This window comes from Corynebacterium sp. HMSC072A02, from assembly GCF_001810085.1.
Taxonomy (GTDB): Bacteria; Actinomycetota; Actinomycetes; order Mycobacteriales; family Mycobacteriaceae; genus Corynebacterium; species Corynebacterium hesseae.
Window position 1 is genome coordinate 61978 of sequence record NZ_KV799871.1, and the last position, 25015, is coordinate 86992.

A 25015-nucleotide genomic window follows, 5' to 3' on the forward strand; every position below is an offset into this window, starting at 1 on the left:
CATGGCGAAATTCAAGATTGAGGACGCACTGTCCCTGCGCGCTGGCAAGAATTTTCAGATTGATTCGGTCGATGCTTCGGCAACCCCCGGTTTTGACGGCGATAAGGAGGAGCTCGCCGCTCGCTTCTCCAAGTACGATGATGAGCTGTATGAATTCCAAGAGCGGCTTTTTGCCAATGGTCGCAGCTATGGTGAGGACGCCCCAGCGGTGCTCATTGTCTTGCAGGGCATGGATACCTCGGGCAAGGGCGGGGCTATCCGCCACGTGTTGAACACCTTTGACCCTCAGGGAACCACGACCGTGAGCTTTGGTAAGCCCACCGAGGAGGAATTAGAACACGACTTCTTGTGGCGCATCCGCAAGCATGACCCACAGCCGGGGCAAATCGTGGCCTTTGATCGCTCGCACTACGAAGATGTCCTCATCCAACGCGTACACGAGTGGGTCGATGAAGAAGAAGTGGACCGACGCATCGAAGCCATCCGCGACTATGAGCTGGATCTGACGGCGAAGGGCGTCAAGGTCATCAAGGTTTTCTTGCATCTGTCCAAGGACGCGCAGAAGAAGAACCTACTGGAGCGCACGGAACGGGAGGACAAGTTCTGGAAATATGACCCTTCCGATGTGGAAGAGCGGGCCTATTGGGATGACTACATGGCGGCCTATCAGGATGCCATTCGGCGCACAGATGAAAACTACGCACCCTGGTACGTCATCCCCACCGATAATAAAAAGTATGCCCGGATGGCGCTGAAGTTCCTCATCGTGGATCTCCTACGCCACCTGGACCTGGAATGGCCAGCGCCCGACTTTGATCCGGAAGTAGAGCGCCAGCGCATTAAGGACGCCGACTAAGAGCTAGTCGCTTTCTGCGTCATCGACGTCGCGGGCAAGTTCACGGGCCGCGGCGTTGAAGGTATCGAGAACAGAGAGCAGAGCTTCTTGGGCATTGATGACGCCCACGTTAAGCGCGTGGAAGAGCTGGTCTTCGTTCAGTCCGGCAGTGGTGACGAAGCAGGCGTCACCGCGCAGCTCCACCTCATCCTCGACCAGCCCGACGAGCGCGCGCCCATCGAATGCGCCTGCATTGAACTCATTGCACAGGACGTGGAAGATGGGGAGCATGTCGGCGTTGAGCTGCGTGGAGAGTACGCACTCGATGCGCACGAGGCCCTCTTCCACGGTGATGACCCAGTCCAGATCGTTGAGGCGGGCAACTGCGGCAGTCGCATCCTCCGGGTGCGCAGTGGCCGCCATGTCCAGTTCGGTGCTGTTCAGCGCGGTGAGCACGCGATCCCGGCTCACGGCGGGCAGTGGTGAGCCGGACATGATATCGAAGGGATCGGAACCTACGGATGCATTCTGGTTCGTTGTCGAGTTGTGGCTCATGCTTGCTCCTCCTTATCCCAGGTGACTGCCTGCGGGAAGCGCTGCGCCACGATATCGAAGATTTCCGCGAAGCTGGCGAGCGAGCTCAGCAGGAAGTGGCCCAGCTGGGCCAAGGAGAGGCCTTCGCCCACAGCCATGGCGCGGTTGGCTCCTAGGTGGATTTCCTCGTTTCCCTTTGCATCCTCTTCCACGAGGTAACTCAACGTCGGTGCAACGCTAGCCCAGTTCAGCTCCGCCACGGCGGCGGCCACGTCTTGCTCCAGGTGTGCGGGAAGCGTGCCTTCCCAGGAGGCGAAGGCGCTCAACACGTCACCCTCGGCGTCAAGGTCACAGTGCACAGCGATATGGGGGACACCGGTCTGCAGCACGCGCCGCGCGGCCGGGGAGTTGTCAGCAGCCGCGTCCTCGGCGGCTTCTGGTGCTGCCTCGATGAGTGCATAGTCGGCGTCGATAAGCTCGCACAACTGCGCTAGCCGGTCGATGGTGACCGGCTCAACCACGTGGAGATCGGTCACTGCTGTTCACCCTGGGCGGCCTCGGATCCTTCTCCCGCCTGCGCGGCGGATTCCGAACCGAGCTTGGCCATCTCTTCGGCGGCGGCGACCATGGCGTTCTGGGCGTTGATGACGCCGTCCACGGAGGCGCGCAGTGCGGCCGCGAGTTGTTCGTCAGTCATTCCGGCCGCGCATGGAAGGTCGGCCTCAGTGCGCACGAGGAGCATGCCGTCGAAGTCCGCGATCACCGCGCGGGCACCCATGGCCACGGAGTTGATCTGGTTGGCCGCCAGGAAAAGGCCTGCATCAGCCTTGGCGTAGTTGACGTCCGTCGGCACATCACAGCGCACGATGGCAACGCTCTCCAACACGGCGAACATGCAGGGCAGACCGTTGAGGTTTGCAGTGGCGGCATCGTCGCGGCCGGTGACTGGCTCGAGTTCAATGTCGAAGGTCTTCATCGCCTCGATGATGCGGTCGAGGGTGACCTCCGGCAGTGCGTGCGGGTCTTCGGCGGCGGTGGTTGTCGGATTAGTCATGGTTGTGCTCCTTCCAGGTAACGAGCTGCGGGTACTGCTGTTCAATCCACTCGAAGGACTGCAACACGGCATCCAAGGTAGACATGACGAACGCGCCAAGCTGGTTGCGGGAGGCACCATGTGTCACGTCGAGATCACGCGCACCAGAGACCGCCAAGGCGTTATCGGGCGCCTCGAAGAAGCGGAAAGCCGGGGTGAAATGGTCCTGGTTCCACGCGTTGATGTGCATGAGGAGCGCAGGCCCCTCGGAGGCGGGGACCGAGCCGCGCCACACGGAATCGACGATGAGGGAGGAGCCAACGAGCTGGAAGGCAATGGCGGCGTTTGAGAAACCGGTGCGCAGAAGGTTGACCGTCTGGCCGTCCTGGGTCTTTTGCTCTTCGATGCGGTACTCCAAGTTCTCTGACTCAAAGATCTCCGCGATGCGCTCGAGGGTGACTTCCTCGATGGGGGTGTCGGGCTGCAGCTGGCGCTGCTGCGCGTCGTCGTGATTAGTGGTGTCCGTCAATTCTTCTACTCACTTTGCTACTTGCTACATATTTCTTAATCTTTTCCGGCCCCGACACTACCGGAGCCGTCCGCCTCGGGTGCGCAGGTGGGGGCATCGACGAGCTGTTCGCCGCCGAGTTCGTGGGCAAGTGCTGGTTTTAACTCTGGGTAGCGGAAGACGTGGCCCAGATTCTCCAGTCGGCTGGGCACCACCTTCTGGTTAGCCAGTGCGAGCTCGCGTGCGCCTTCCTTACCCAGCAGCAGGGCGGGCCCGACGCTGGGAATGGGGATGAAGGTGGGACGGTGGAGCAGGGCGCCGAGGGCGTCGACATAGTCTCGGTTGAGCACCGGCTGCGGGGAGACCCCGTTGATCGCGCCCTGCCACTCTGAGTCGAGCGCGGCGCGGACAAACATGTCTGAAAGATCGTCCTGTGCAACCCAGCTATTCCACATGGTGCCCTTGCCGAACGCGCCGCCGAGTCCAGTAGAAAACAATGCACGCAGCAGCGGGAGGATACCCGCGTTGGCTGATTGCACTATGCCGGTGCGCAGGTTCACCACGCGCTTTCCCGCCTCGCGCGCCGGCGCGCAGGCCTCCTCCCACGCCCCCACGACGTCGGCGAGGAAACCATCCCCACGCTCCGATTCTTCGGTGAGATCCTCGTCGCCCCGGTCCGGACCGTAGATGCCGATGGCGGAGGCGCAGACCATCGCTGACACGGACGGTGTCTGGGCTACAAGCTGGGCCAACAGGTGAGTGGGGCCCACGCGCGAATCCCGGATCGCCTCCTTGTGAGCGGTGTTAAAACGACCGAAGATTGGCTCCCCGGCTAGGTGGATGAGAACATCGATTCCCTCCAATAAATCCTTGGCGGGAATGTTTGGGCGCCACAAGCGTTCGCCGGCGCCCGGGGAGGAGCGCACTAAAGGCACGACGGTATGGCCCAAGGTGCCAAGCTGCGCGGCCACAGCAGCGCCAACCGTCCCGTGCGTTCCCGTAATCGCTATTGTGCGGGGCTCGACGTTGAGCTCACCGAGCCGTTGGGCAAAGCGAAAGTCTTCGATGAGCTGTTGCTGACGGTAGGCAAAGACCGACTCCACCGCACCCGTGGGAATGCGTGTGTCCACCTTGTCGGTGATGAGTGTGCCTTCCGGGTGATCCTCAAAGAAGTGCTCATGGCGCCAGTTCGCCAGCGAACGGAAGGGAGCGTTGATGCACACATCCGCAAAGGAACGCCGCGGCTGGTACCTACTCAAATCATGCCGGGCAACCCATTTCAGGCCGCCAGGCAAGCTCAAGACCGATGTTCCGTCTGCCAGTGACTCTGCCTGCTGCAGGGGAGACATGAAACCAAATGGCGCGGTGAGGCGGGCGAGCGCCCCGGGGCGGGTGTGCCATTGCCATACCTCTCCGCGCGGGGCTGGAACAACGTGCTGGGTAGTAAAACTCACTGTCTATGGACCTGCCTCAGAAAATTCGGGGGTGCGAGGGCGTATACAGCACGGATGAAGAGTGCTATGGTTAGTGCTGGCTTTCAAGCATAGACAAGTCCTATTAACCATTGTCCGACATCCTTTAAAGACCGCACCGTGAGGCGGGGAAGGAGGTCACGATGAGTGAAACCGGCACCCACGCGGAGTCCAACGAGCTGCTGAGCTCGAAAGACGTCGCGCGTACTGTCGCACGCATCGCGCACCAGATCATTGAGAAAACGGCGCTTGATTCGAGTGAATCTCCTCGGGTCCTGCTCTTAGGCATTCCCTCTGGTGGCGTGCCTTTAGCGCAGCGCCTTGCCGAAAAGATTGAGGAATTCTCCGGGGTGGAGGTTCCCTGGGGCTCCCTTGACATCACGTTGTACCGCGACGATCTATATGCCCGCCCGCACCGGGCATTGCAGCCCACCACAGTCCCAGCCGGTGGTATCAACGGCGCCACGGTCATCCTTGTTGATGATGTGCTGTACTCCGGCCGCACCATCCGCGCCGCGCTGGACGCCCTGGCAGATATCGGGCGCCCCGACATCATCCAACTTGCCGTCCTCGTGGACCGCGGACACCGCCAGGTGCCCATCCGCGCCGATTACGTGGGCAAGAACATCCCCACCGCACGCGACGAGGACGTCACCGTCTACAACGCCGACATCGACGGCCGGGATGCCGTCATTCTTACCCGCTTCACTGCACAGCCCGGCAAGGAGGCATAAATGAAGCACCTCATCAATATCGCCGACCACAGCGCCGAGGAAATCCTTGGGCTCATGGATGAGGCCGACCGTTTCCGGGAAGCCTTGGACGGCCGCGAAGTCAAGAAACTGCCGACCCTGCGCGGGCGAACCGTGTTTACGTTGTTCTATGAGAACTCCACCCGTACTCGTTCCTCCTTTGAAACGGCGGGAAAGTGGATGTCGGCGGATGTCATCAACCTGTCTGCCTCGACGTCCTCGGTGAAGAAGGGCGAGTCCCTCAAGGACACTGGACTGACGCTGACCTCCATCGGCGCCGATGCCATCATCATCCGCCATCCTTCCTCCGGCGCGGCGCAGCAGCTGGCCGGCTGGGTAGCACCGGGAGGACAGGGGCCGAGCGTGATTAACGCCGGCGATGGTGCCCACCAGCACCCCACGCAGGCGCTTCTCGACGCCGTCACGATGCGCCAGCGCCTACACCTTGGTACGGATCGCTCCGCCTCTGGCACCGGCTTCGAGGGCCTGAACGTCACCATCGTCGGTGACTGCCTGCACTCCCGCGTCGTGCGCTCCAACGTGGACCTGCTGTCGACGTTGGGCGCTGAGGTTACGCTTGTCGCTCCGCCGACGCTACTGCCCTTTGGCGTCGACACCTGGCCGGTACGCGTCTCCCATGACTTCGACTCCGAGGTGGCCAAGGCTGATGTCGTCATGATGCTGCGCGTCCAAGCAGAGCGTATGAACGGCGGCTTCTTCCCCTCGCACCGCGAGTATGCAGCTCTTTACGGGATGTCCAAGGAACGCGCTGCTGCCATGAAGAAGGACGCCATCATCATGCACCCGGGCCCCATGGTCCGCGGCATGGAAATCAACTACGCGGTGGCTGACTATGACAACACCGCAGTGCTCCAGCAGGTCCACAACGGTGTCCACGTGCGCATGGCCACCCTCTTTACGCTGCTCACCAACGGCGAGAACGCCGGTATCTAAAACGAGTTATCTCATAAATCAACGAGGAGAGCTTTTCAGAAACCATGACTACTTATCCAGACACCGGCGTGCTCTCTGCTCCCGCGGCGGGCACCTTGCTCATCACCAATGTTCGCCCCTATGGGGAAGGGGAACCCACTAACATCCTGATCAAGGATGGCGTCATCGAGGCGATCGGCGCCGCCGATATCACCCCAGCGGAAGGCGTCGACCGCACCATCGACGGGGGCGGCAACGTGCTGCTGCCGGGCCTGGTGGACATGCACGTCCACCTGCGTGAGCCCGGCCGCGAGGACACAGAAACCATCGAGACCGGCTCGCGGGCCGCCGCCAAGGGTGGGTTTACTGCCGTGTTCACCATGGCGAATACCTCCCCGGTCACGGACCAGCCGATCATCGCGGAGTCCGTTTGGGCCAAGGGCCAGGCGCGCGGTTTGTGCGACGTCCATCCGGTTGGCTCCATCACGAAGGGCTTGGAGGGCAAAACGCTGACCGAGTTCGGCATGATGGCCCGCTCGGATGCCAAGGTGCGCATGTTCTCCGACGACGGCAAGTGTGTCCAAGACCCGCAGCTCATGCGCCGTGCCTTGGAATACGCCAAGGGGCTCGACGTCCTGCTGGCCCAGCACGCGGAGGATCACCGTATGACCGAAGGCGCGAGTGCCCATGAGGGCGAGGTTGCCGCCCGCCTCGGTCTGCGCGGCTGGCCGCGCGTGGCTGAGGAATCGATCGTGGCGCGCGACGCACTGCTCGCGCGTGACTACGGCAACCGCATGCACATCTGCCATGCCTCGACCAAGGGCACCGTAGAGCTGCTCAAGTGGGCCAAGGAACAGGGCATCCCGCTGACCGCTGAGGTGACCCCGCACCACCTGTTGCTGACCGATGACAAGCTGGTGACCTACGACGGCGTCTTCCGCGTCAACCCACCGCTGCGCGAGGAATCCGACACCCTGGCCCTGCGTCAGGCATTGCTCGACGGGCTTATCGACGTCGTGGCAACGGACCACGCCCCGCACGGCAGCGAAGACAAGTGCGTCGAGTTCGAGCACGCCAAGCCGGGCATGCTGGGACTTGAATCCTCCCTGGCGGTCATCGCCAAGCTCTTTGTCGCCACTGGTCTGGCGGATTGGCGCTTCGTTGCTCGCGTCATGTCGGAGCGTCCGGCGGAGATTACCCGCCTGCCCGGCCATGGTCGCCCGATTGCGGTCGGCGAGCCGGCCAACCTCACCATCGTTGATCCGGAACATGAGTGGGTATCAGATTCCACCCGCCTGGCCTCGAAGTCGGAGAACAACCCCTATGAGGGGGAGGAGTTTGGCGCGCGCGTTACCTACACCATCCTGCGCGGCGCGGTGACCTATGACCTCTCTGCTGAAAGTGGTGACGAGGCAGACGAATAATCGGGATAATCGAGAGTCAGAGTTGCTCAACCCGAGTACCCAACGCTCATAGCCAACACAACCAACCCTTCACCGACAAAATCACTGAAAGGTTTAACGCACAGTGACTTCCACTAGCACCACTCCCGCCATTCTGGTCCTCGCCGATGGCCGTACTTTCCGTGGCTTCGGCTTCGGCGCCACGGGCACAACCCTGGGCGAAGCCGTCTTTACTACCGCCATGACTGGCTACCAAGAGACCATGACTGACCCGTCTTATCACCGTCAGATCGTGGTTGCCTCCGCGCCCCAGATTGGTAATACGGGCTGGAACGATGAGGACAGCGAGTCCCACGGCGACCAGATTTGGGTTGCCGGCCTGGTTATCCGTGACCTTGCCCGCCGTGTTTCCAACTGGCGCGCCGCCCGTTCCCTGCCGGAGGAGATGGAGAAGCAGGGAATCATCGGCATCGGCGGAATTGATACCCGTACCCTGGTGCGTCACCTGCGTAACCACGGCTCCATTAAGGCCGGCATCTTCTCCGGCGAGGCAGCTGAGCGGGACGTTGAGGAGCTCATCGCTGAGGTCAAGAACCAGCCGTCTATGGCCGGTCTTGACCTGTCCGAAGAAGTATCGACTGATGAGGTCTACACCTTCCCGGCCGTAGGGGAGAAGCGCTTTACTGTCGTGGCCTATGACATGGGAGTCAAGACCGCGACCCCGAAGAACTTTGCTGAGCGCGGCATCGAAACCATCGTGGTTCCAGCCAACACCCCCTTCGAGAAGATCAAGCAGTACAACCCGGATGGAGTGTTTGTCTCCAACGGTCCGGGCGACCCGGCTACCGCTGACACCATGGTGGGCATCGTGCGCGATATCCTTGCTGCCAAGTACCCCTTTTTTGGCATCTGCTTTGGCAACCAAATCCTCGGCCGCGCGCTGGGTATGGACACCTACAAGCTGAAGTTCGGCCACCGCGGTATCAACGTCCCGGTGCGCAACCAGCTCACCGGCAAGCTCGACATCACCTCGCAGAACCACGGCTTCGCCCTGGCCAGCCCCTCGGGCAAGGAGAACCCGGCGGGCGAGGAGTTCGATACTGACTTCGGCCCGGCAGTTGTGTCCCACACCTGCCTCAACGACAACACCATCGAGGGCGTGGCGCTCAAGAACGGCATGGCCTACTCCGTGCAGTACCACCCTGAGTCCGCTGCTGGCCCGCACGATGCTAACCCGCTCTTTGACCAGTTCATCGAGCTCATGACTGAGAAGTCCCCGAACAAGTAGAACGCAACCAGGAAGAGGAAGAAGAAACTAATGCCAAAGCGCAACGACATCAATCACGTCCTGGTTATCGGCTCCGGCCCGATTGTTATTGGCCAGGCCTGCGAGTTCGACTACTCCGGTACCCAGGCCTGCCGCGTGCTCAAGGAGGAAGGCCTGCGCGTAACGCTGGTCAATTCCAACCCGGCAACGATTATGACCGACCCGGAGTTCGCAGACCACACCTATGTGGAACCCATCGAGCCCGAGTTCATCGAGAAGATTTTCCAGAAGGAAAAAGAAGAGGGCAATCCTATCGACGCCGTGCTGGCAACCCTCGGTGGCCAGACCGCCCTCAACGCCGCCGTACAGCTGGACCGCCTGGGCATCCTGAAGAAGTACGATATCGAGCTCATCGGTGCCGATATCGACGCCATCGAGCGCGGCGAGGACCGCCAGAAATTCAAGGACATCGTGGCCTCCATCGGCGGCGAATCCGCGCGCTCCCGCGTCTGCCACACCATGGATGAGGTTCACGAGACTGTCGCCGAGCTCGGCCTCCCGGTCGTTGTACGCCCATCGTTTACGATGGGCGGCCTGGGCTCTGGTCTGGCCTTCAACGAGGAGGACCTCGACCGTATCGCCGGCGGCGGCCTGGCCGCCTCGCCGGAAGCGAACGTCCTCATCGAGGAGTCCATCCTGGGCTGGAAGGAGTTCGAGCTTGAGCTCATGCGCGATGGCGACGATAACGTCGTGGTCATCGCCTCCATCGAGAACGTCGACGCCCTTGGCGTCCACACCGGTGACTCCGTCACCGTAGCCCCGGCCTTGACCTTGACTGACCGCGAGTACCAGAAGATGCGCGACCAGGGTATCGCCATCATCCGCGAGGTCGGCGTCGACACCGGCGGCTGCAATATCCAGTTCGCTGTGAACCCGGATGACGGCCGCATCATCACCATCGAGATGAATCCGCGTGTGTCCCGCTCTTCGGCGCTAGCTTCTAAGGCCACCGGTTTCCCGATTGCCAAGCTGGCTGCCAAGCTGGCTATCGGCTACACCCTGGACGAGGTTCGTAACGACATCACCGGCGTGACCCCGGCCGCCTTCGAGCCGACGCTGGACTACGTCATCGTCAAGGCCCCTCGCTTTGCCTTCGAGAAGTTCCCGGGCGCTGATGACACCCTGACCACCACGATGAAGTCTGTGGGCGAGGCCATGGGCATTGGCCGCAACTACATCTCCGGCCTCAATAAGGTCATGCGCTCGCTGGAGGGCAAGCCTTCTGGTTTCTGGACCAAGCCGGATGAGTATTTCGCCGGTGAGCGCGCCACCGACCTCGACGCCGTGCTCAAGGATCTAGAGCGCCCGACCGAGGGCCGTATGTACGACATCGAGCTGGCGCTGCGTTTGGGTGCTACCGTTGAGCAGCTCCACGAGCACTCCCACCTGGACCCGTGGTTCTTGGCGGAGCTCGAAGCACTCGTGCAGTTCCGCGAGGAGCTCGAGAACGCCCCAGTGCTCGACGCGCAGTTGTTGCGCCGCGCCAAGGTCTTTGGCCTCTCAGATGCCCAGATTGCCGCGCTTCGCCCGGAGTTCGCCGGTGAGGATGGCGTGCGTTCCCTGCGCTGGTCCCTGGGTATTCGCCCGGTCTACAAGACCGTTGATACCTGTGCGGGCGAGTTCGAGGCACAAACCCCGTACCACTACAGCACCTACGAGATGGATCCGAACGCGGAATCCGAGGTTCGAGCCAGTTCCGAAAAGACCAAGGGCAAGGTCATCATCTTGGGCTCCGGCCCGAACCGCATCGGTCAAGGCATCGAGTTTGACTACTCCTGCGTGCATGCCGCGCTGGAGCTCTCCCGCGAGGGCTATGAGACGGTCATGGTCAACTGCAACCCAGAGACAGTTTCGACGGACTACGACACTGCAGACCGCCTCTACTTCGAGCCCTTGACCTTCGAAGATGTCATGGAGGTCTACCACGCAGAGGCCGCCTGTGGTGAGGTTGCCGGTGTCATCGTCCAGCTGGGCGGGCAGACCCCGCTGGGCTTGGCCGAGCGCCTGACGGCCGCGGGTGTTCCGGTCGTCGGAACCTCTGCCGCCGCCATCGACCTGGCGGAAGACCGCGGCGAGTTCGGTAAGGTGCTTGCCGCTGCCGAGCTTCCAGCACCGGACTTCGGCACCGCTACCTCCTTCGATGAGGCCCGCGAGGTCGCCGCGAGCATCGGCTACCCAGTGCTGGTCCGCCCGTCCTACGTGCTGGGCGGCCGCGGCATGGAGATTGTCTATGACGAAGACTCCCTGCGTGACTACATCGAGCGCGCCACCGAGATCACCTCGGATCACCCGGTGTTGGTGGACCGCTTCCTCGACAACGCTATCGAGATCGACGTCGACGCGCTGTGCGACGGCGAGGAGGTCTACCTCGGCGGAGTCATGGAGCACATCGAGGAGGCGGGTATCCACTCCGGCGACTCCTCCTGCGCCTTGCCACCGATGACGCTCGGCCCGGAGGATATTGAAAAGGTGCGGGAGTCGACGCGTCGTCTAGCGCATGGTATCGGCGTCAAGGGCCTGATGAACGTCCAGTACGCGCTTAAGGACGACACCCTCTACGTCATTGAGGCCAACCCGCGCGCGTCCCGTACGGTGCCGTTCGTGTCCAAGGCCACCGGTGTGCCGATGGCTAAGGCCGCAGCGCGCGTCATGCTCGGCGCGTCCATCGCGCAGCTCAAGGATGAGGGAATCATCCCGTCCACTTATGACGGCGGCTCCCTGCCCATTGAGCACCCGATTGCGGTTAAGGAAGCCGTGCTGCCGTTCAACCGGTTCCGCCGCCCCGACGGTCAGCTGCTTGACACGCTGCTCTCCCCGGAGATGAAGTCCACCGGTGAGGTCATGGGCTTGGCCGACAACTTCGGCGCAGCCTATGCCAAGGGTGAGATGGCCGCCTTCGGCGAGCTGCCGACGGAGGGTACGGTCTTCGTGTCCGTGGCCAACCGCGACAAGCGCACGCTGATCTTCCCGATTCAGCGCCTGGCCTACATGGGCTACACCATCGTCGCCACGGCAGGCACCGCGCAGATGCTGCGCCGCAATGGCGTGGAGTGCGAGGTGGCAGTCAAGGTCTCTGAGGCTGAGGAGGGACAAGAGTCCATCGTCGACGCCATCCTGGCCGGCAAGGTCGACCTCATCCTCAACACACCGGCCGGTTCCGCCGGTGCACGCCACGACGGCTATGACATTCGCGCCGCGGCAGTATCCGTCGGGGTTCCGCTGGTGACGACCGTTCAGGGCGTTACCGCGGCGGTGCAGGGCATCGAAGCACTGCGTCAGGGAGATCTTAAGGTTCGCGCGCTGCAGGAGCTTAAGCATGACCCAGCCAACTAATGCTGCACCTACCTTTGGCGATCGCCTTGTCGCCGCGGGTAGGCAACGTGGGCGTCTGTGCGTAGGTATTGACCCACACCCACACCTCCTGGAGGCGTGGGGCCTGCCAGTCGACGTCGACGGACTGCGCACCTTCAGTATGCGTTGCGTAGAGGCATTCGCCGACACGGCAGCTGTAGTCAAGCCGCAAGTGGCGTTCTTTGAGCGCTGTGGTTCGCGCGGTTTCGCCGTCCTCGAAGAGGTTCTGGCAGCGCTGCGCGAGCAAGGCTGCCTGAGTCTGGCCGATGCTAAACGCGGCGATATCGGCTCCACCATGGCGGGTTATGCCGAGGCCTGGCTGGGGGAGGACTCGCCGTTGCGCGCGGACGCGGTGACGGTATCGCCTTACCTCGGTGTGGGAGCGTTGAGTCCTGTCTTCGATATTGCGGAAAAGACCCGTGCTGGTGTCTTCGTCCTTGCGGCGACCTCCAATCCGGAGGCCGTAGCGTTGCAATCGCTGAGCGTCGATGGCCGCAGCGTCGCGCAGCGCGTCGTTGATGAACTCGGACAGCGCAATGCCGCGGCAATGGTCATGGATGACGCTGTGGGAGCGCTCGGAGTGGTTGTCGGTGCGACACTCGACGCGCCGCCGGTATTAGACCATTTACATGGTCCGGTTCTTCTTCCGGGCGTGGGCGCGCAGGGCGCGACTCCGGCTGATGTTAGGCAACTCACCTCCGCGGCACCCGAGCTGGGCTTTGCCAACGTCTCCCGAGCCATCCTTTCGGCGGGCCCAGACGTTGCTGACCTGCGCAAAGCCGTAATTGATACGGCTGCCGAGTTCCGAGACTAAAGAGCTCGGTCTCAAACGGCGCGCTGGATTAACAGGCGCGCCGTTTACCTGGTATTTTGTTTAAGGCATGTGCGTTGACGTGCAGGAACCTTTAATAGAAAGGGGCCGGGTTACGTCATCGCGTACAGACCAGTGCTAGGATTGCCAGAAGTCGGTTCGCGGCGGTAGCAAAAGCTACCCCGCGCTGGGGAAATCTTCCCACCGTGAGCCGAGATTCTGGTGTTAGCCATCAGATGACAATGTTCGTACTAATGAAATCGGAGGAAACCCGTGGCCCTTCCCAAGTTGACAGATGAGCAGCGCAAAGAAGCTCTCGCAAAGGCCGCTGAGGCTCGCAAGGCTCGCGCTGAGCTCAAGGCTGCGCTGAAGCGCGGCGAAACCAACCTACAGGAAGTACTGGAGAAGGCCGAGACCGATGAGATCATCGGTAAGACCAAGGTCTCCGCGCTTCTCGAGGCTCTGCCGAAGGTTGGCAAGGTCAAGGCTAAGGAAATCATGGAGGACCTGGAGATTGCTCAGACCCGCCGCCTGCGTGGCCTGGGTGACCGTCAGCGCCGCGCCCTGCTCGAGCGTTTCGGCTACGGCGAGTAATTAGCGCAATGGCTGACGAAACTGCACGCGGGCGCCTGGTCGTTCTGGCCGGGCCGTCCGCTGTGGGTAAGTCCACTGTGGTTTCGCGCCTGCGCGATGATGTAGACAACCTTTACTTCAGCGTCTCGATGACGACGCGCCAACCCCGCCCCGGCGAGTCTGATGGGGTGGACTACTTCTTTGTCTCCCCGGAGGCTTTCCAGGAACACATAGACGCCGGAGACATGCTCGAATGGGCAGAGATCCACGGTGGTTTGCAGCGTTCTGGTACGCCGGCTCAACCCGTTAGGGAAGCGATGTTGGCTGGTCGCTCAGTGTTGGTGGAGGTTGATCTTGCAGGCGCCCGCAACGTGAAGGCGGCGATGCCGGAGGCGGAAACCGTGTTTCTGGCCCCACCGTCCTGGGAGGTTTTGGTGGAGCGCCTGACTGGGCGCGGTACCGAGCCACAGGATGTGATCGACCGCCGTTTGCACACCGCAGAAACGGAACTTGCCGCGCAAAAAGAGTTCGACCACATCGTTGTCAATGACAATCTCGATGAGGCCGTTGCTGCAATTAGTGCTATCCTGCGTGGATAGACCACGATTTTGACCATCTACCAACAGTAAAGGTGCATGTGACCAACGTGACCACACCTGCCAATTCTGAGGCCGCAAAGCCGGAGCCAGTATTCGATCCGCCGACGGGTATCACTGACCCGCCTATCGATGAGCTGCTGGGCAAGGTCTCGTCTAAGTACGCCCTGGTGATCTTCGCCGCTAAGCGCGCACGTCAGATCAACAGCTACTACAAGGAACAGGACGAAGGCGTCTTCGAGTTCGTCGGACCGCTGGTGACCCCGGAGCCGGGCGAGAAGCCGCTGTCCATCGCACTGCGCGAGATCGACGCCGGCCTGCTGGACCACGAGGAAGGCAACTAGCCTTCGCCCGTGAAGGCAGCAGCCTAGCGCGTATTCCGAAATAGACCCACCCTAGTGTCGCTTGAGGCGCTTGGGTGGGTTTGTTGTGTCTTGGGTACTATCGTCCGAGTGAAGGATGTACAGCAAACCCCAGATTGTCCAGAGAGCAGCACTGCCTCGGCTCCCGCAGAGGCGGCTTCATCGGGTGCAGGCGGAACCACGCAGCCGCGTCGCATCCTTGTCGGTGTGGCCGGCGGAATCGCCGCCTATAAAGCATGTCATCTGATTCGGGACTTCACTGAGCACGGCGATGATGTCCGCGTGATTCCTACAGAAGCCGCGTTAAATTTCGTCGGTGCAGCCACCTTCGAGGCGCTGTCGGGGCATCCGGTCTCGACTACCGTTTTCGATGCAGTTGATGAGGTGCAGCATGTCGCACTGGGGCAGCAGGCCGATGCCGTCGTCATCGCCCCAGCCACCGCTGACTTGATCGCTCGGTTGGCCTGTGGCCGCGCCGATGATCTGCTGAGCGCCTCTGTGCTGGTTGCTACGTGTCCTGTCATCATTGCCCCAGCTATGCACACGGAGATGTGGCTCAATCCAGCGACGCAAGACAACGTGGCGACATTGCGTCGTCGCGGCGTTATCGTGATGGAACCGGCCCATGGGCGGCTCACCGGCGTTGATTCCGGTGCAGGCCGCTTGCCGGAACCGGGGCAGATAGCGGAGTTTGCCCGCACAATTATTGCTGGCCACCGCGTGGATCATGATTGGCAGGGGCTCAAGGTCGTGATTTCTGCCGGGGGGACGCAGGAGAACCTAGATCCGGTGCGGTACCTGGGCAATCGTTCCTCTGGTCGCCAGGGCTTTGCCTTAGGAGAAGTAGCCGCGCAGCGCGGTGCAGATGTAACTATCGTTGCCGGCAATACTGACGCGCTTCCGATTCCATCAGGCGCCTCCGTTGTGCGGGTGACTTCCACTCGCGATATGCACAAGGCAATGAACGCTGAAGCAGCGGATGCGGATATCGTCATCATGGCTGCAGCTGTTTCAGACTATCGGCCGGCTTCCGTCGCGGACTCCAAGATGAAGAAGGGGGCCGCTGACGAGGACTTAGCTCATCTCGAGCTGGTAGAAAACCCGGATATCCTCAAGGGGTTGGTCGAACGCCGCGAGAATGGGGACTTGAAGCGCGATGCCATCATCGTCGGTTTTGCAGCGGAGACCGGGGATGCACACACGAGCGTGCTCGAGTACGCCCAGCAAAAATTCGTGAAGAAGGGGTGCGATGTACTCATGGCCAACGAGGTTGGGGAGGGCAAGGTCTTCGGACAGCCAACGAGTGCAGGGTGGATCCTTCGGAAGGGTGCTGATCCGGTGGAGGTTGAACCGGGATCGAAGCAGGTTGTAGCTGCCCAGATACTTAACGTGGTGAATGAAATTCTGGAAAGGTAGCGCTCGTTCTTGCAGCTGTAGACCGCTTGGTCTACGATGGGGCGGTGTTATTAGCCGGGACGTGGGATAGGCGCTGCCTTGCCCACGGCGCGCAGAACTAGTTTAAGGAAGATTTGTGACTGAAACAGCTGTTCAGGCGGTACGTCTTTTTACCAGCGAATCCGTGACAGAAGGTCACCCGGATAAGATTTGTGACGCTATCTCGGACGCCATTCTTGACGCCCTTCTTAAGGAAGACCCAAACGCACACGTCGCCGTGGAGACTCTTGTCACCACGGGCCAAGTTCACGTTGTGGGTGAGGTGCGCACCTCCGGGTATGTGGAGATCCCGCAGATTGTACGCAAGACCCTCGTTGAGATCGGGTTTACTTCCTCTGACGTGGGATTTGACGGCCACACCTGCGGAGTCAACGTAGCGATTGGTGAGCAATCCCAAGAGATTGGCGCCGGAGTGGACGCATCAACCGAGGTTCGCTCGGGCCAGTTTGAGGACGACGATCAATATGGCGCTGGCGACCAAGGCCTCATGTTCGGCTACGCAACGAATGAGACTCCAGAATTCATGCCGCTGCCGATCTCTACGGCACACCACCTTTCGCGTCGCCTCACCCAGGTCCGCAAGGAAGGCATCGTTCCTTCCCTGCGCCCAGATGGCAAGACCCAGGTCACCTTTGCATATGACGAGAACGATGTGCCGACTCGCTTAGAGACAATTGTCATCTCCACCCAGCATGATCCGGAGGTGACCCAGGAATGGCTCGCGGAGCAGCTTCGTACCCATGTAGTCGAGTGGGTCGTCAACGATGCGAACCTGAGCAAGTACTACACCGAAGACACCGAGCTCCTCATCAACCCCTCTGGTTCCTTCATTCTTGGCGGGCCAATGGGCGATGCAGGCCTGACTGGACGCAAGATCATCGTCGACACCTACGGCGGCATGGCCCGCCACGGTGGCGGTGCCTTCTCCGGCAAGGATCCGAGCAAGGTGGACCGCTCAGCCGCCTACGCTATGCGTTGGGTAGCTAAGAACATCGTGGCCGCCGGCCTGGCCGACCGCGCCGAAGTGCAGGTTGCATACGCTATTGGTCGCGCGAAGCCGGTTGGTCTCTATGTCGAGACCTTCGGCACTGCTCAAGCCGGTTTGAGCGATGCCGACATTCAGGCTGCGGTGGACAAGGTTTTTGATCTGCGCCCCGCCGCCATTATCCGCGAGCTCAACCTGCAGCGCCCGATCTACCGTCAAACCGCGGCCTACGGTCACTTTGGCCGCACCGATGTTGACCTTCCATGGGAGGACACCTCGCGGGCCGTCGACTTGCGCCGCGCCGCCGGCCTGTAGAATCGGGCGCTATGCCCAAGAAGACACCCGCCGCCCAGCAACCGGTCGCGCGGGTGTTGCCTTTGTTGGGGGTAGCGCACCTGGACCGCGAATTCGACTACCTCATCGATGAATCGGATTCGCAGGCCGCCCAGCCAGGCGTACGCGTGCGCATTCGCTTCAATGGCCGGCTGGTCGACGCCATCCTTCTCTCCCGCGCCAGCGATTCCGACTTCGCTGGATCGCTTCGCTATATCGATCGCGTCATTTCCCCCTTTGCGGTGTACTCGCCGGAAATGTCGGCGCTCATCGAATCCCTTGCAGCTCGCTATGGTGGCGTGCGCTCCGATATCATCCGCGCCGCCATCCCGGCGCGGCATGCCAAGGCTGAGGAAGCGGATGTCGATACACCGTGGGAAGAATTAGGTACAGCGGAGCACCCGGATCTCTCTGCGTGGTCCGGGTACCAGCATGGCGAGTCCTTCGTGGACTCGGTGCTGTCGGGCCATATTGCGCGTGCAGCATGGCAGATAGCGCCGGGGGAGGATTGGGCAAGCGCGCTGGCAGCGCTGGGCACCAGTGTGGCGCTCCAAGGCGGCGGCGTGCTCATGGTCGTACCGGACCAGAAGGACCTGGACCAGCTCGAGGAGGCCTTTCGCCGCCACGTCTCTGCCAAACAAATCACGGTGCTCGCGCACAGCACCGGCCCCCAGGCGCGCTATCGCCGCTATCTATCGGCGTTGACGGGTCAAGCTCGAATCGTCATCGGAACTCGCTCCGCCGCCTTCGCCCCGGTCAAGGGCCTCCAATTGGCCGTCCTGCTCAACGATGGCGACGATAGCCTGGTTGACAACCTCAAGCCCTATGTTCACTCCAGGGAAGTGCTGAGCACACGCTCCGCGCAGGAAGGTTGCAGCCTTATCCTCGCCGGCCACGCCCGCACCGCGGAAGCCCAACTGCTCGTTGAATCGGGGTGGGCCCACGATCTTCTACCCGCCGCGAACACACTGGAAGATAGGCGCCCCGAGATTGTTGCGGTAGGTGCGTATGGCGTCAACGTGGCCCGCCATATGCGGGGAGGCACGACGTCGGTAAGCGGCCCCGCCTTCCAAGCCACGCGCGCAGCCCTCGACCGCGGCGAGCCCGTCCTTGTCCAAGTCCCGCGCAAGGGCTACGCCCCAATCCTCGCCTGTGGGCAGTGCGCATCTCCTGCACGGTGTCGTCATTGCAACGGTCCCTTAGGTCTGCCTTCCGCTCGCGGCTCGAAGCACGAGTCGACCGATTCTGCGGCGCTGCCCACGTGCCGGTGGTGCGGGCGCGTTGACGCGCATTACCGCTGTTCGGAGTGCGGCTCACCGCGATTACGCGCCATCGTGTTGGGTTCCGAGCGCACTGCGGAAGAGATGGGCCGGGCCTTTCCCAATACACGCGTGATTCAATCCGGTGGATCCACCGTCGTAAATGAAATCCCAGACGCGCCGGCGCTCGTCATCGCGACACCCGGCGCGGAGCCGCGCGTAGCGAAAAGCGGGATGTACGGGGCTGCGCTCCTTGTGGAAACCGGGGCGTTGCTCGGCCGCCAGGATCTGCGCGCCACGGAGGACACGTTGGCCACATGGGCCGCGGCGGCCACCCTCGTAGCGCCAGCCAAAGAGGGTGGTGTCGTTATCGTCGCCGCTGATGAACAGCTGCCGCTTGTGGCTTTCTTTAGCCGGTGGGACATGGTGGGCGCCGCGGCGGCCGAGTTGCAGGCGCGCCGCGAGGTTCGCTTTCCACCCGCGGTGCATATGGCGGCGATCGACGGGGCCGACGCCTCCCTCGATGCATTCCTAGAGTTAGCGGAACTGCCGGAGCATGCGGAGCTTCTCGGGCCCGTACCGTTGCCGCCTGGCGTGAGCTTGCCGGGTGAATACGATCATGAGCGCGGCGGTGAACCACAGCGTCTGCTAATTCGAACCCCGCTAGGCCCGCGGTCCCTCCTGGGCCAGGCCTTGCGCACAGCCAATTCCTTGCGCAGCGCTCGCAAGGATGTGTTGCCTCTGCGTATCGCCGTGGATCCGATAAACATCGGTTAACGCTGCGCTCCTTTCCACCCCTGTCGAGCGCCTCCCGCGGAAGGTGAACTATTCTCGGTGCAGGAGCGCGGAGGGTGCTGGGCAGGCGAGGAATGCCTAGGCCGACAACCCCCGCACGACGTGCCACACCGTCAACCACGAGGAGTACCACTATGACCGTACGAGAGGTTCGTCTCTACGGCGACCCGGTCCTCACCACCAGAGCTGAGGAAATCACCGAGTTCGGGCCATCGCTGGAACGCTTAGCTCAGGACATGCTGGAGACAATGGAAGCCGCAGGGGGAGTAGGTCTAGCGGCCAACCAGATCGGTGTGACCAAACGCATCTTTGTCTTCGATTGCTCGCATTATCAGCATGGTTTGCGCGGTGCCGTCATTAACCCGGTATGGGAAGCGGTGGGCCAGGACATGCAGTTGGGGACCGAAGGTTGCTTGTCCATCCCCGGCATTTCTCAGCCCACTGAACGCTTTTCTACCGTACTTCTGCGCGGATTCGACCCACACGGCCGCCCGATATCCATGCTTGCCTCTGGGCTGATGGCGCGTTGTATCCAACACGAGACGGACCACTTGGATGGGATCTTGTTCTTGCAGCGTCTGAGCGATGAACTGCGGAAGGACTCTATGAAAACCATCCGCCAATCGGAGTGGTTCAACACATAGCCGTAGCCCTGCTTAATCAGCAGTACAGCAGATTCATTCTTGAACATTAGATTTAAAAACTCTCATACGAGAAAGGCATACTCTAGCAGTGCGTATTGTTTTTGCCGGAACCCCGGAGCCCGCAGTTGTGGCTTTGGAGAAGCTCATCGACTCACCCCATGAGGTGGCCGCCGTCATTACTCGGCCTGACGCCCGCCGGGGCCGTGGCCGCACCGTTCATCCAAGTCCGGTGAAGGCACTGGCGGAAAAACACGGTATCGAGGTGCTCACGCCGACCACACTTAAGCCTGGCACCGAGGACGGTGATGCCCTGCGTGCACGACTAGCAGACATTGCTCCCGAGGCTATCCCCGTGGTTGCCTACGGAAACCTGATCACCGAGGACTTGCTGAGCCTTCCGACGCATGGTTGGGTGAACCTTCACTTCTCCCTGCTCCCGGCGTGGCGTGGCGCGGCACCGGTGCAAGCAGCCATTGCGGCTGGGGATACTCGCACGGGTGCTACGACCTTCCGCATCGACCAAGGCCTGGACACTGGGGACATCCTCGCCACGATCGACGAGGACATCCAGGACACCGATACCGCGGATGACCTATTGACGCGGCTGGCCTATGCCGGTGGCGACCTCCTCGTGCGGACCATGGATGGGTTGGAAGACGGCAGCATCGCGCCGCAGCCGCAGGTAGGTGAAGCCTCCTACGCGCACAAGATCTCTACCGATGATGCCCGAATCGACTGGACTGCGTCCGCCGAGGCCGTTGATCGCCACATTCGCGCGCATACCCCAGGGCCGGGTGCTTGGACCCTTCTGGGGCAGTCACGCTTAAAGCTCGGTCCAGTAGAACCTGTGCCACCCACAGAACTTGAGGACCTTAATGAACATTCCGCGCTTTCCGCATTGCAGCCGGGTGAAGTCCACGTGGCCAAGAAGGAAGTGATGGTCGGTACTGGCAGCTCCCCGGTTCGTTTGGGAAAGATTCAACCGCCAGGCAAGAAGATGATGAATGCCGCCGACTGGGGCCGCGGGCTTGCACACCAGGCTTCGCAGTCAGTAGAAGGCGGCGAGGATGAGGTGAAGTTCTCATGAGCGGAGGTTTTAGATCCCGCAGCAAGTCAGGCGATCCTGCAGACCGCGCGCAGCGTGGGAAGCAGCAACGCGGCGGTGCGAAACGCACTGCCAAGGGCAACAGGGAGCGTCGCGGCGGTCAGCGTCACGATACACGGCGCCCAGTGCCGTCGACGTCGGTGGTTTCTGCCGCGCAGCGCTGCGGGGTGGATCGTCCACGCGCGGTGGCTTTCGAAGTATTGCAACGCGTGGATGCAGACGATGCCTTTGCCAACCTCACGCTGCCGAAAGCCGTACGTGCCAATAGCCTCAGTGGCCGCGATGCTGCCTTCGCCACCGAGTTAACCTACGGCACGCTGCGGACCGAGGGCGTGCTCGATGCCGTCATCGCCGAGTGCGCCTCTCGTGGCCTCGACGCTATCGCCCCCGACGTGCTCACCGCCCTGCGAATGGGAACCTACCAGGTGCTCTATACCCGCGTTGAGGCACACGCGGCGGTCGATACTACCGTGCGCCTCGTGGAAGCAGCTGGCCAGGACAAGGCAAAAGGTTTTGCCAACGGCATCATGCGCACCATCACCCGTACACCGGCGCAAGCGTGGTTGGATCAGCTTGCTCCCCAAGGTCAGGTGGCTGCTTTGGCCTTCCGCCATGCCCATCCGGAGTGGATTGCCCGCTCCTTCGGCCGTGCCTTGGGTGTGTTGGAACCCGATGGCACTGGTGCGCTCAGCGCCGATCAGTCGCGTGAGCTGGAGCTCGCACTCGAGGCGGACTCCCAACGCCCCGTTGTGCACTTGGTAGCGCGCCCCGGTGAGATCTCCGCCGAAGAACTCGCCCTGATCACCGGTTGCGAGGAAGGCCGCTATTCTCCCTATGCGGTCTACCTTGAGCACGGGGATCCTGGTTCGCTAGAGCCGGTTCGCCAACGGCTAGCGGCAGTCCAAGACGAAGGTTCGCAGCTCATTGCCCGCGCGGTAACGGAAGCCGAGCTCAGTGGTGAAGACACCGGACGCTGGCTGGATCTGTGCGCCGGACCTGGTGGCAAGGCCGCCCTCATGGGTGCAATTGCACGCATAGAGGGCGCGACAGTCGATGCCGTCGAAGTCTCCCCGCATCGCGCCACGTTGGTGGAAAAGACGGTGGGGGACCTGCCAGTGCGCGTGCACCAAGCGGACGGCCGAGCGCCAGGACTGAAACCAGGCTTCGACCGCGTGCTGGTCGACGCCCCCTGCTCCGGCCTAGGCGCGCTCCGGCGGCGCCCGGAAGCTCGCTGGCGCAAGGCCGAATCAGACATTGCCGAGCTTAACCAGCTGCAAACCGAGCTGCTCGAGTCCGCGTTGGAGCTGGTGCGTCCAGGTGGCGTCGTGGTGTACTCGACTTGCTCGCCGGATCTGCGTGAGACCAGGGGCATCGTGGATGCCGCCGTGCAGCGGCACGCAGAGGGATCAGCGATTCACATCGAAGAACTGGATGCGCGCGACGTGCTGCCGGAGATGGGGGACCTTGGCGCCGAGCTGTCCGCGCAGATGTGGCCGCACCGCCATGGCACCGATGCGATGTTTTTCGCGGTCTTGCGCCGAGTAGCGGACTGAGGCTGCGAGAGGGACTAGGCTGAAGGTCATGTCTGCACTCTCGTCTGGTCCCATTATTTCCCCGTCCATCTTGGCCGCCGACTTCACCCGTTTGGGCGACGAGGTCCGCGCCGTGGCCAACGCGGATTGGATCCACGTTGACATTATGGATGGACACTTCGTCCCGAACCTGTCTTTTGGCCCGGATATCACTGCGACGGTGGACGGGATTACACCGCAGACGCTGGACGTTCACCTCATGATTGAGGAACCCGAGAAGTGGGTAGAAACCTACGCAAAGGCCGGCGCCGATTGCATCATCTTCCACGTCGAGGCCGTCGCCGACAAGGACGCGGCCATCGCCCTGGCGCGCACAATCCGGGATTTAGGTGTGCGCGCGGGCTTTTCCATTAAGCCGGGCACGCCGATCGAGCCTTGGCTGGACGCCCTCGAGCACTTCGACGAAGTGCTCGTTATGTCAGTTGAGCCGGGCTTTGGCGGTCAGAGCTTTATGCCGGATCAGCTGGACAAGGTGCGCGCCTTGCGCGCGGCCATCGACGAGCGCGGTCTGGACGTCCTCATCGAGATTGACGGTGGCATTTCCGCTGAAACGATTCGCTCCGCCGCCGAGGCGGGCTGCGATGCTTTCGTCGCAGGTTCCGCCATCTACAAACAAGCAGATAAGGCAGCGGCCGTCGACGAGCTGCGTAGCTTGGCCACGCTGTGATCCCACACCTAGACTCAGCGGTTCTCACGCGGGCGCTGCGTGTGGCCATGGAGGCCGGCGATAAGGTGCGCGGCACGACGAGCCCAAACCCGCCTGTAGGAGCGGTCATACTTGATGCCGCCGGCCGCGTCGCCGGTGTCGGCGCAACCCAGCCCCCGGGCGGTCCGCATGCCGAAGTCATGGCGTTGCGCGATGCGGGCGACAAGGCGCGCGGCGGCACGGCGGTCGTTACCTTGGAACCCTGTAACCACACCGGCCGTACTGGGCCCTGTGCGCAGGCGCTTATCGATGCCTCTGTGGCCGCCGTTTACTTCCTCCACCCAGACCCCACCCCGGAGGCCGGCGGCGGCGCGGCCACATTGCGCGGCGCCGGCATTACCGTGGGGCATATTGAGGCGCCGGAAGGCGTGAGCGATGCACTCGCCGGGTGGTTGGGTTCGGTGCGCTTGGGCAGGCCGCACGTGACGCTCAAGTTTGCCCAAAGCCTCGACGGGTTCACCGCCGCAGTGGATGGCAGCAGCCAATGGATTACCGGAGAGCAGGCTCGCGAGCATGTGCACCGCGACCGGGCACAAAGGGATGCCATCCTCATCGGCACGGGCACCGCGCTGGCAGATAACCCGTCGTTGACGGCACGCTACCCGGACGGCTCATTGCGTGAAACGCAGCCGCGGCGCGTCGTCATCGGCTCCCGGGACGTGGACCGAGGCGGAAGCAGTAATCTGGCAAAGCTAGGTTTCGAGCACTATGCCACCCCGCAGGAGGCGCTAGCCGAGCTATACGCCAGCGGCGCGCGCGACATTCTCGTCGAAGGCGGCGCTGGACTCGCGACGAGCTTTATGGAACTGGGCAGCGTGGATTTCATTCAGGCATACATCGGCAACGTCATCCTTGGCCAGGGCAGGGGAGTTCTCACTCGGGCTGTGGCCTCGAGCTTGGCGCTGGCTCCGAGGTGGGAGCGCGCAGCGGTTACCGAGCTTGGCGCCGACCTGCTCGTGGAATACCGGAAGAACGAGAAGTAGGAAAGGGGAGTACGGACTATGTTTACCGGACTCGTAGAAGAAGTCGGGCGCGTCGATAGCGTGGAACCGCAGGGCGATGCAGTCCGTTTGGGCATCGCGGCATCCACCGTGCTGAGTGATGCGCAGTTGGGTGATTCCATCGCTGTCAACGGCGTCTGCCTGACAGTAGCCGAGCTGGGAGAAGGAACCTTCATCGCAGACGTTATGAAGGAATCCTTGAACCGTAGTTCATTGGGAGAACTCGAAGTGGGTTCGGCGGTTAACCTCGAGCGGGCGGTGCTCCCAACGACTCGTTTGGGCGGCCACATCGTGCAAGGCCATGTCGATGGCACCGGCACGCTGCTTTCCCGCACCCCCTCGGAGCACTGGGAGGTGTTGCGTTTTAGCCTGCCGCGGGAGCTCGCCCGATACGTCGTGGAGAAGGGATCCATCGCCGTCCAAGGAACGTCCCTGACGGTGTCCGCGGTGTCGGCGGATGAAGATAAACCTGGCGCGGATGGCTTTTTTGAGGTCTCTCTCATTCCCACCACATTGCGCGATACCGTGTTTGGTGCGATGGCGCCCGGCGACCGCGTAAACCTCGAGGTAGACGTGGTTGCAAAGTATGTTGAGAAAATGGTTCACCCTAACGCCCACGCCGCGGGCACAGAGGGATAGAGTTAGTCCTT

At 62.0% G+C, this 25015-nt stretch carries 24 protein-coding genes; 19 read left to right on the forward strand and 5 right to left on the reverse strand.

The features are described from left to right. Position 1 precedes the first annotated feature (1 nt). Positions 2–856, forward strand: coding sequence for a PPK2 family polyphosphate kinase (locus tag HMPREF2698_RS10455; RefSeq protein ID WP_070564382.1), 855 nt, complete (start codon positions 2–4; stop codon positions 854–856). 3 nt (positions 857–859) lie between these two features. Here the strand turns inward: HMPREF2698_RS10455 and HMPREF2698_RS10460 are convergent, their stop codons facing one another. The 5 genes from HMPREF2698_RS10460 to HMPREF2698_RS10480 are packed head-to-tail and all read right to left on the reverse strand — an operon-like array spanning position 860 to position 4364. Next, positions 860–1390, reverse strand: coding sequence for a hypothetical protein (locus tag HMPREF2698_RS10460; RefSeq protein WP_070524349.1), 531 nt, complete (start codon positions 1388–1390; stop codon positions 860–862). Further along, positions 1387–1905, reverse strand: a complete 519-nt coding sequence (locus HMPREF2698_RS10465) for a hypothetical protein (RefSeq protein WP_070564385.1) — start codon at positions 1903–1905, stop codon at positions 1387–1389. The genes HMPREF2698_RS10460 and HMPREF2698_RS10465 overlap by 4 nt, the downstream gene beginning before the upstream one ends. Continuing rightward, positions 1902–2423 carry a YbjN domain-containing protein gene (locus HMPREF2698_RS10470; protein WP_070564388.1) on the reverse strand — a complete coding sequence of 174 codons (522 nt, stop codon included), beginning with the start codon at positions 2421–2423 and terminating at the stop codon, positions 1902–1904. The genes HMPREF2698_RS10465 and HMPREF2698_RS10470 overlap by 4 nt, the downstream gene beginning before the upstream one ends. Then, positions 2416–2931, reverse strand: a complete 516-nt coding sequence (locus HMPREF2698_RS10475) for a YbjN domain-containing protein (protein WP_070564391.1) — start codon at positions 2929–2931, stop codon at positions 2416–2418. The genes HMPREF2698_RS10470 and HMPREF2698_RS10475 overlap by 8 nt, the downstream gene beginning before the upstream one ends. Before the next feature lie 35 nt (positions 2932–2966). Then, positions 2967–4364 carry a TIGR01777 family oxidoreductase gene (locus HMPREF2698_RS10480; RefSeq protein ID WP_070564394.1) on the reverse strand — a complete coding sequence of 466 codons (1398 nt, stop codon included), beginning with the start codon at positions 4362–4364 and terminating at the stop codon, positions 2967–2969. A gap of 161 nt (positions 4365–4525) precedes the next feature. Here HMPREF2698_RS10480 and pyrR point away from each other — a divergent pair, with 161 nt between their 5' ends. From pyrR to HMPREF2698_RS10570, 18 genes are all read left to right on the forward strand, one after another. Further along, the gene (pyrR, locus tag HMPREF2698_RS10485) at positions 4526–5116 is read left to right on the forward strand and encodes a bifunctional pyr operon transcriptional regulator/uracil phosphoribosyltransferase PyrR (RefSeq protein WP_070524339.1); all 591 of its coding nucleotides are present in this window, start codon (positions 4526–4528) and stop codon (positions 5114–5116) included. Further along, positions 5117–6088: an aspartate carbamoyltransferase catalytic subunit gene (locus HMPREF2698_RS10490; RefSeq protein WP_070564397.1), complete on the forward strand. Its 972-nt coding sequence runs from the start codon at positions 5117–5119 to the stop codon at positions 6086–6088. It abuts the gene before it with no gap. A gap of 44 nt (positions 6089–6132) precedes the next feature. Next, positions 6133–7491, forward strand: coding sequence for a dihydroorotase (locus HMPREF2698_RS10495; RefSeq protein ID WP_070564400.1), 1359 nt, complete (start codon positions 6133–6135; stop codon positions 7489–7491). Positions 7492–7594: 103 nt separating this feature from the next. Further along, positions 7595–8758 carry a glutamine-hydrolyzing carbamoyl-phosphate synthase small subunit gene (carA, locus tag HMPREF2698_RS10500; protein ID WP_070564404.1) on the forward strand — a complete coding sequence of 388 codons (1164 nt, stop codon included), beginning with the start codon at positions 7595–7597 and terminating at the stop codon, positions 8756–8758. Positions 8759–8788: 30 nt separating this feature from the next. Continuing rightward, positions 8789–12130, forward strand: a complete 3342-nt coding sequence (gene carB / locus HMPREF2698_RS10505; protein WP_070564407.1) for a carbamoyl-phosphate synthase large subunit — start codon at positions 8789–8791, stop codon at positions 12128–12130. After that, a complete protein-coding gene (gene pyrF / locus HMPREF2698_RS10510; protein WP_070564410.1) occupies positions 12114–12962 on the forward strand; it encodes an orotidine-5'-phosphate decarboxylase in 849 nt (282 codons plus the stop codon). The genes carB and pyrF overlap by 17 nt, the downstream gene beginning before the upstream one ends. Before the next feature lie 270 nt (positions 12963–13232). After that, the gene (gene mihF, locus HMPREF2698_RS10515; protein WP_010186801.1) at positions 13233–13553 is read left to right on the forward strand and encodes an integration host factor, actinobacterial type; all 321 of its coding nucleotides are present in this window, start codon (positions 13233–13235) and stop codon (positions 13551–13553) included. Positions 13554–13561: 8 nt separating this feature from the next. Then, the gene (gmk, locus tag HMPREF2698_RS10520; RefSeq protein WP_070564413.1) at positions 13562–14131 is read left to right on the forward strand and encodes a guanylate kinase; all 570 of its coding nucleotides are present in this window, start codon (positions 13562–13564) and stop codon (positions 14129–14131) included. A gap of 38 nt (positions 14132–14169) precedes the next feature. Continuing rightward, positions 14170–14472 carry a DNA-directed RNA polymerase subunit omega gene (gene rpoZ, locus HMPREF2698_RS10525; RefSeq protein ID WP_070524322.1) on the forward strand — a complete coding sequence of 101 codons (303 nt, stop codon included), beginning with the start codon at positions 14170–14172 and terminating at the stop codon, positions 14470–14472. A gap of 213 nt (positions 14473–14685) precedes the next feature. Continuing rightward, complete coding sequence (gene coaBC, locus HMPREF2698_RS10530; protein ID WP_070564661.1) at positions 14686–15906, forward strand: bifunctional phosphopantothenoylcysteine decarboxylase/phosphopantothenate--cysteine ligase CoaBC; 1221 nt, start codon at positions 14686–14688, stop codon at positions 15904–15906. 115 nt (positions 15907–16021) lie between these two features. Then, a complete protein-coding gene (gene metK, locus HMPREF2698_RS10535) occupies positions 16022–17245 on the forward strand; it encodes a methionine adenosyltransferase (protein ID WP_070564415.1) in 1224 nt (407 codons plus the stop codon). Between the two features lie 11 nt (positions 17246–17256). Then, positions 17257–19299, forward strand: a complete 2043-nt coding sequence (locus tag HMPREF2698_RS10540; RefSeq protein ID WP_070564418.1) for a primosomal protein N' — start codon at positions 17257–17259, stop codon at positions 19297–19299. A gap of 152 nt (positions 19300–19451) precedes the next feature. Further along, on the forward strand, positions 19452–19961 hold the full coding sequence (gene def / locus HMPREF2698_RS10545; RefSeq protein WP_070564421.1) for a peptide deformylase: 510 nt from the start codon (positions 19452–19454) through the stop codon (positions 19959–19961). 88 nt (positions 19962–20049) lie between these two features. Continuing rightward, complete coding sequence (gene fmt, locus HMPREF2698_RS10550; protein ID WP_070564424.1) at positions 20050–21048, forward strand: methionyl-tRNA formyltransferase; 999 nt, start codon at positions 20050–20052, stop codon at positions 21046–21048. After that, the gene (locus HMPREF2698_RS10555; protein ID WP_070564427.1) at positions 21045–22619 is read left to right on the forward strand and encodes an RsmB/NOP family class I SAM-dependent RNA methyltransferase; all 1575 of its coding nucleotides are present in this window, start codon (positions 21045–21047) and stop codon (positions 22617–22619) included. The genes fmt and HMPREF2698_RS10555 overlap by 4 nt, the downstream gene beginning before the upstream one ends. 28 nt (positions 22620–22647) lie before the next feature. After that, the gene (rpe, locus tag HMPREF2698_RS10560) at positions 22648–23325 is read left to right on the forward strand and encodes a ribulose-phosphate 3-epimerase (RefSeq protein WP_070564430.1); all 678 of its coding nucleotides are present in this window, start codon (positions 22648–22650) and stop codon (positions 23323–23325) included. Further along, on the forward strand, positions 23322–24347 hold the full coding sequence (gene ribD / locus HMPREF2698_RS10565) for a bifunctional diaminohydroxyphosphoribosylaminopyrimidine deaminase/5-amino-6-(5-phosphoribosylamino)uracil reductase RibD (RefSeq protein ID WP_083303831.1): 1026 nt from the start codon (positions 23322–23324) through the stop codon (positions 24345–24347). Before rpe ends, ribD begins: the two co-directional genes overlap by 4 nt. 18 nt (positions 24348–24365) lie before the next feature. After that, complete coding sequence (locus tag HMPREF2698_RS10570) at positions 24366–25004, forward strand: riboflavin synthase (protein ID WP_070564433.1); 639 nt, start codon at positions 24366–24368, stop codon at positions 25002–25004. Positions 25005–25015: the final 11 nt, after the last annotated feature.

What these genes read in the sequence shown, in the direction of transcription:
- def (WP_070564421.1), top strand. Translation starts at nt 19,452, where the DNA reads ATGACCGTACGAGAGGTTCGTCTCTACGGCGACCCGGTCCTCACCACC.
- HMPREF2698_RS10455 (WP_070564382.1), top strand. Translation starts at nt 2, where the DNA reads ATGGCGAAATTCAAGATTGAGGACGCACTGTCCCTGCGCGCTGGCAAG.
- HMPREF2698_RS10540 (WP_070564418.1), top strand. Translation starts at nt 17,257, where the DNA reads ATGCCCAAGAAGACACCCGCCGCCCAGCAACCGGTCGCGCGGGTGTTG.
- pyrF (WP_070564410.1), top strand. Translation starts at nt 12,114, where the DNA reads ATGACCCAGCCAACTAATGCTGCACCTACCTTTGGCGATCGCCTTGTC.
- HMPREF2698_RS10490 (WP_070564397.1), top strand. Translation starts at nt 5,117, where the DNA reads ATGAAGCACCTCATCAATATCGCCGACCACAGCGCCGAGGAAATCCTT.
- HMPREF2698_RS10570 (WP_070564433.1), top strand. Translation starts at nt 24,366, where the DNA reads ATGTTTACCGGACTCGTAGAAGAAGTCGGGCGCGTCGATAGCGTGGAA.
- rpe (WP_070564430.1), top strand. Translation starts at nt 22,648, where the DNA reads ATGTCTGCACTCTCGTCTGGTCCCATTATTTCCCCGTCCATCTTGGCC.
- HMPREF2698_RS10495 (WP_070564400.1), top strand. Translation starts at nt 6,133, where the DNA reads ATGACTACTTATCCAGACACCGGCGTGCTCTCTGCTCCCGCGGCGGGC.
- carB (WP_070564407.1), top strand. Translation starts at nt 8,789, where the DNA reads ATGCCAAAGCGCAACGACATCAATCACGTCCTGGTTATCGGCTCCGGC.
- gmk (WP_070564413.1), top strand. Translation starts at nt 13,562, where the DNA reads ATGGCTGACGAAACTGCACGCGGGCGCCTGGTCGTTCTGGCCGGGCCG.
- HMPREF2698_RS10555 (WP_070564427.1), top strand. Translation starts at nt 21,045, where the DNA reads ATGAGCGGAGGTTTTAGATCCCGCAGCAAGTCAGGCGATCCTGCAGAC.
- HMPREF2698_RS10470 (WP_070564388.1), bottom strand. Translation starts at nt 2,423, where the DNA reads ATGACTAATCCGACAACCACCGCCGCCGAAGACCCGCACGCACTGCCG.
- HMPREF2698_RS10460 (WP_070524349.1), bottom strand. Translation starts at nt 1,390, where the DNA reads ATGAGCCACAACTCGACAACGAACCAGAATGCATCCGTAGGTTCCGAT.
- pyrR (WP_070524339.1), top strand. Translation starts at nt 4,526, where the DNA reads ATGAGTGAAACCGGCACCCACGCGGAGTCCAACGAGCTGCTGAGCTCG.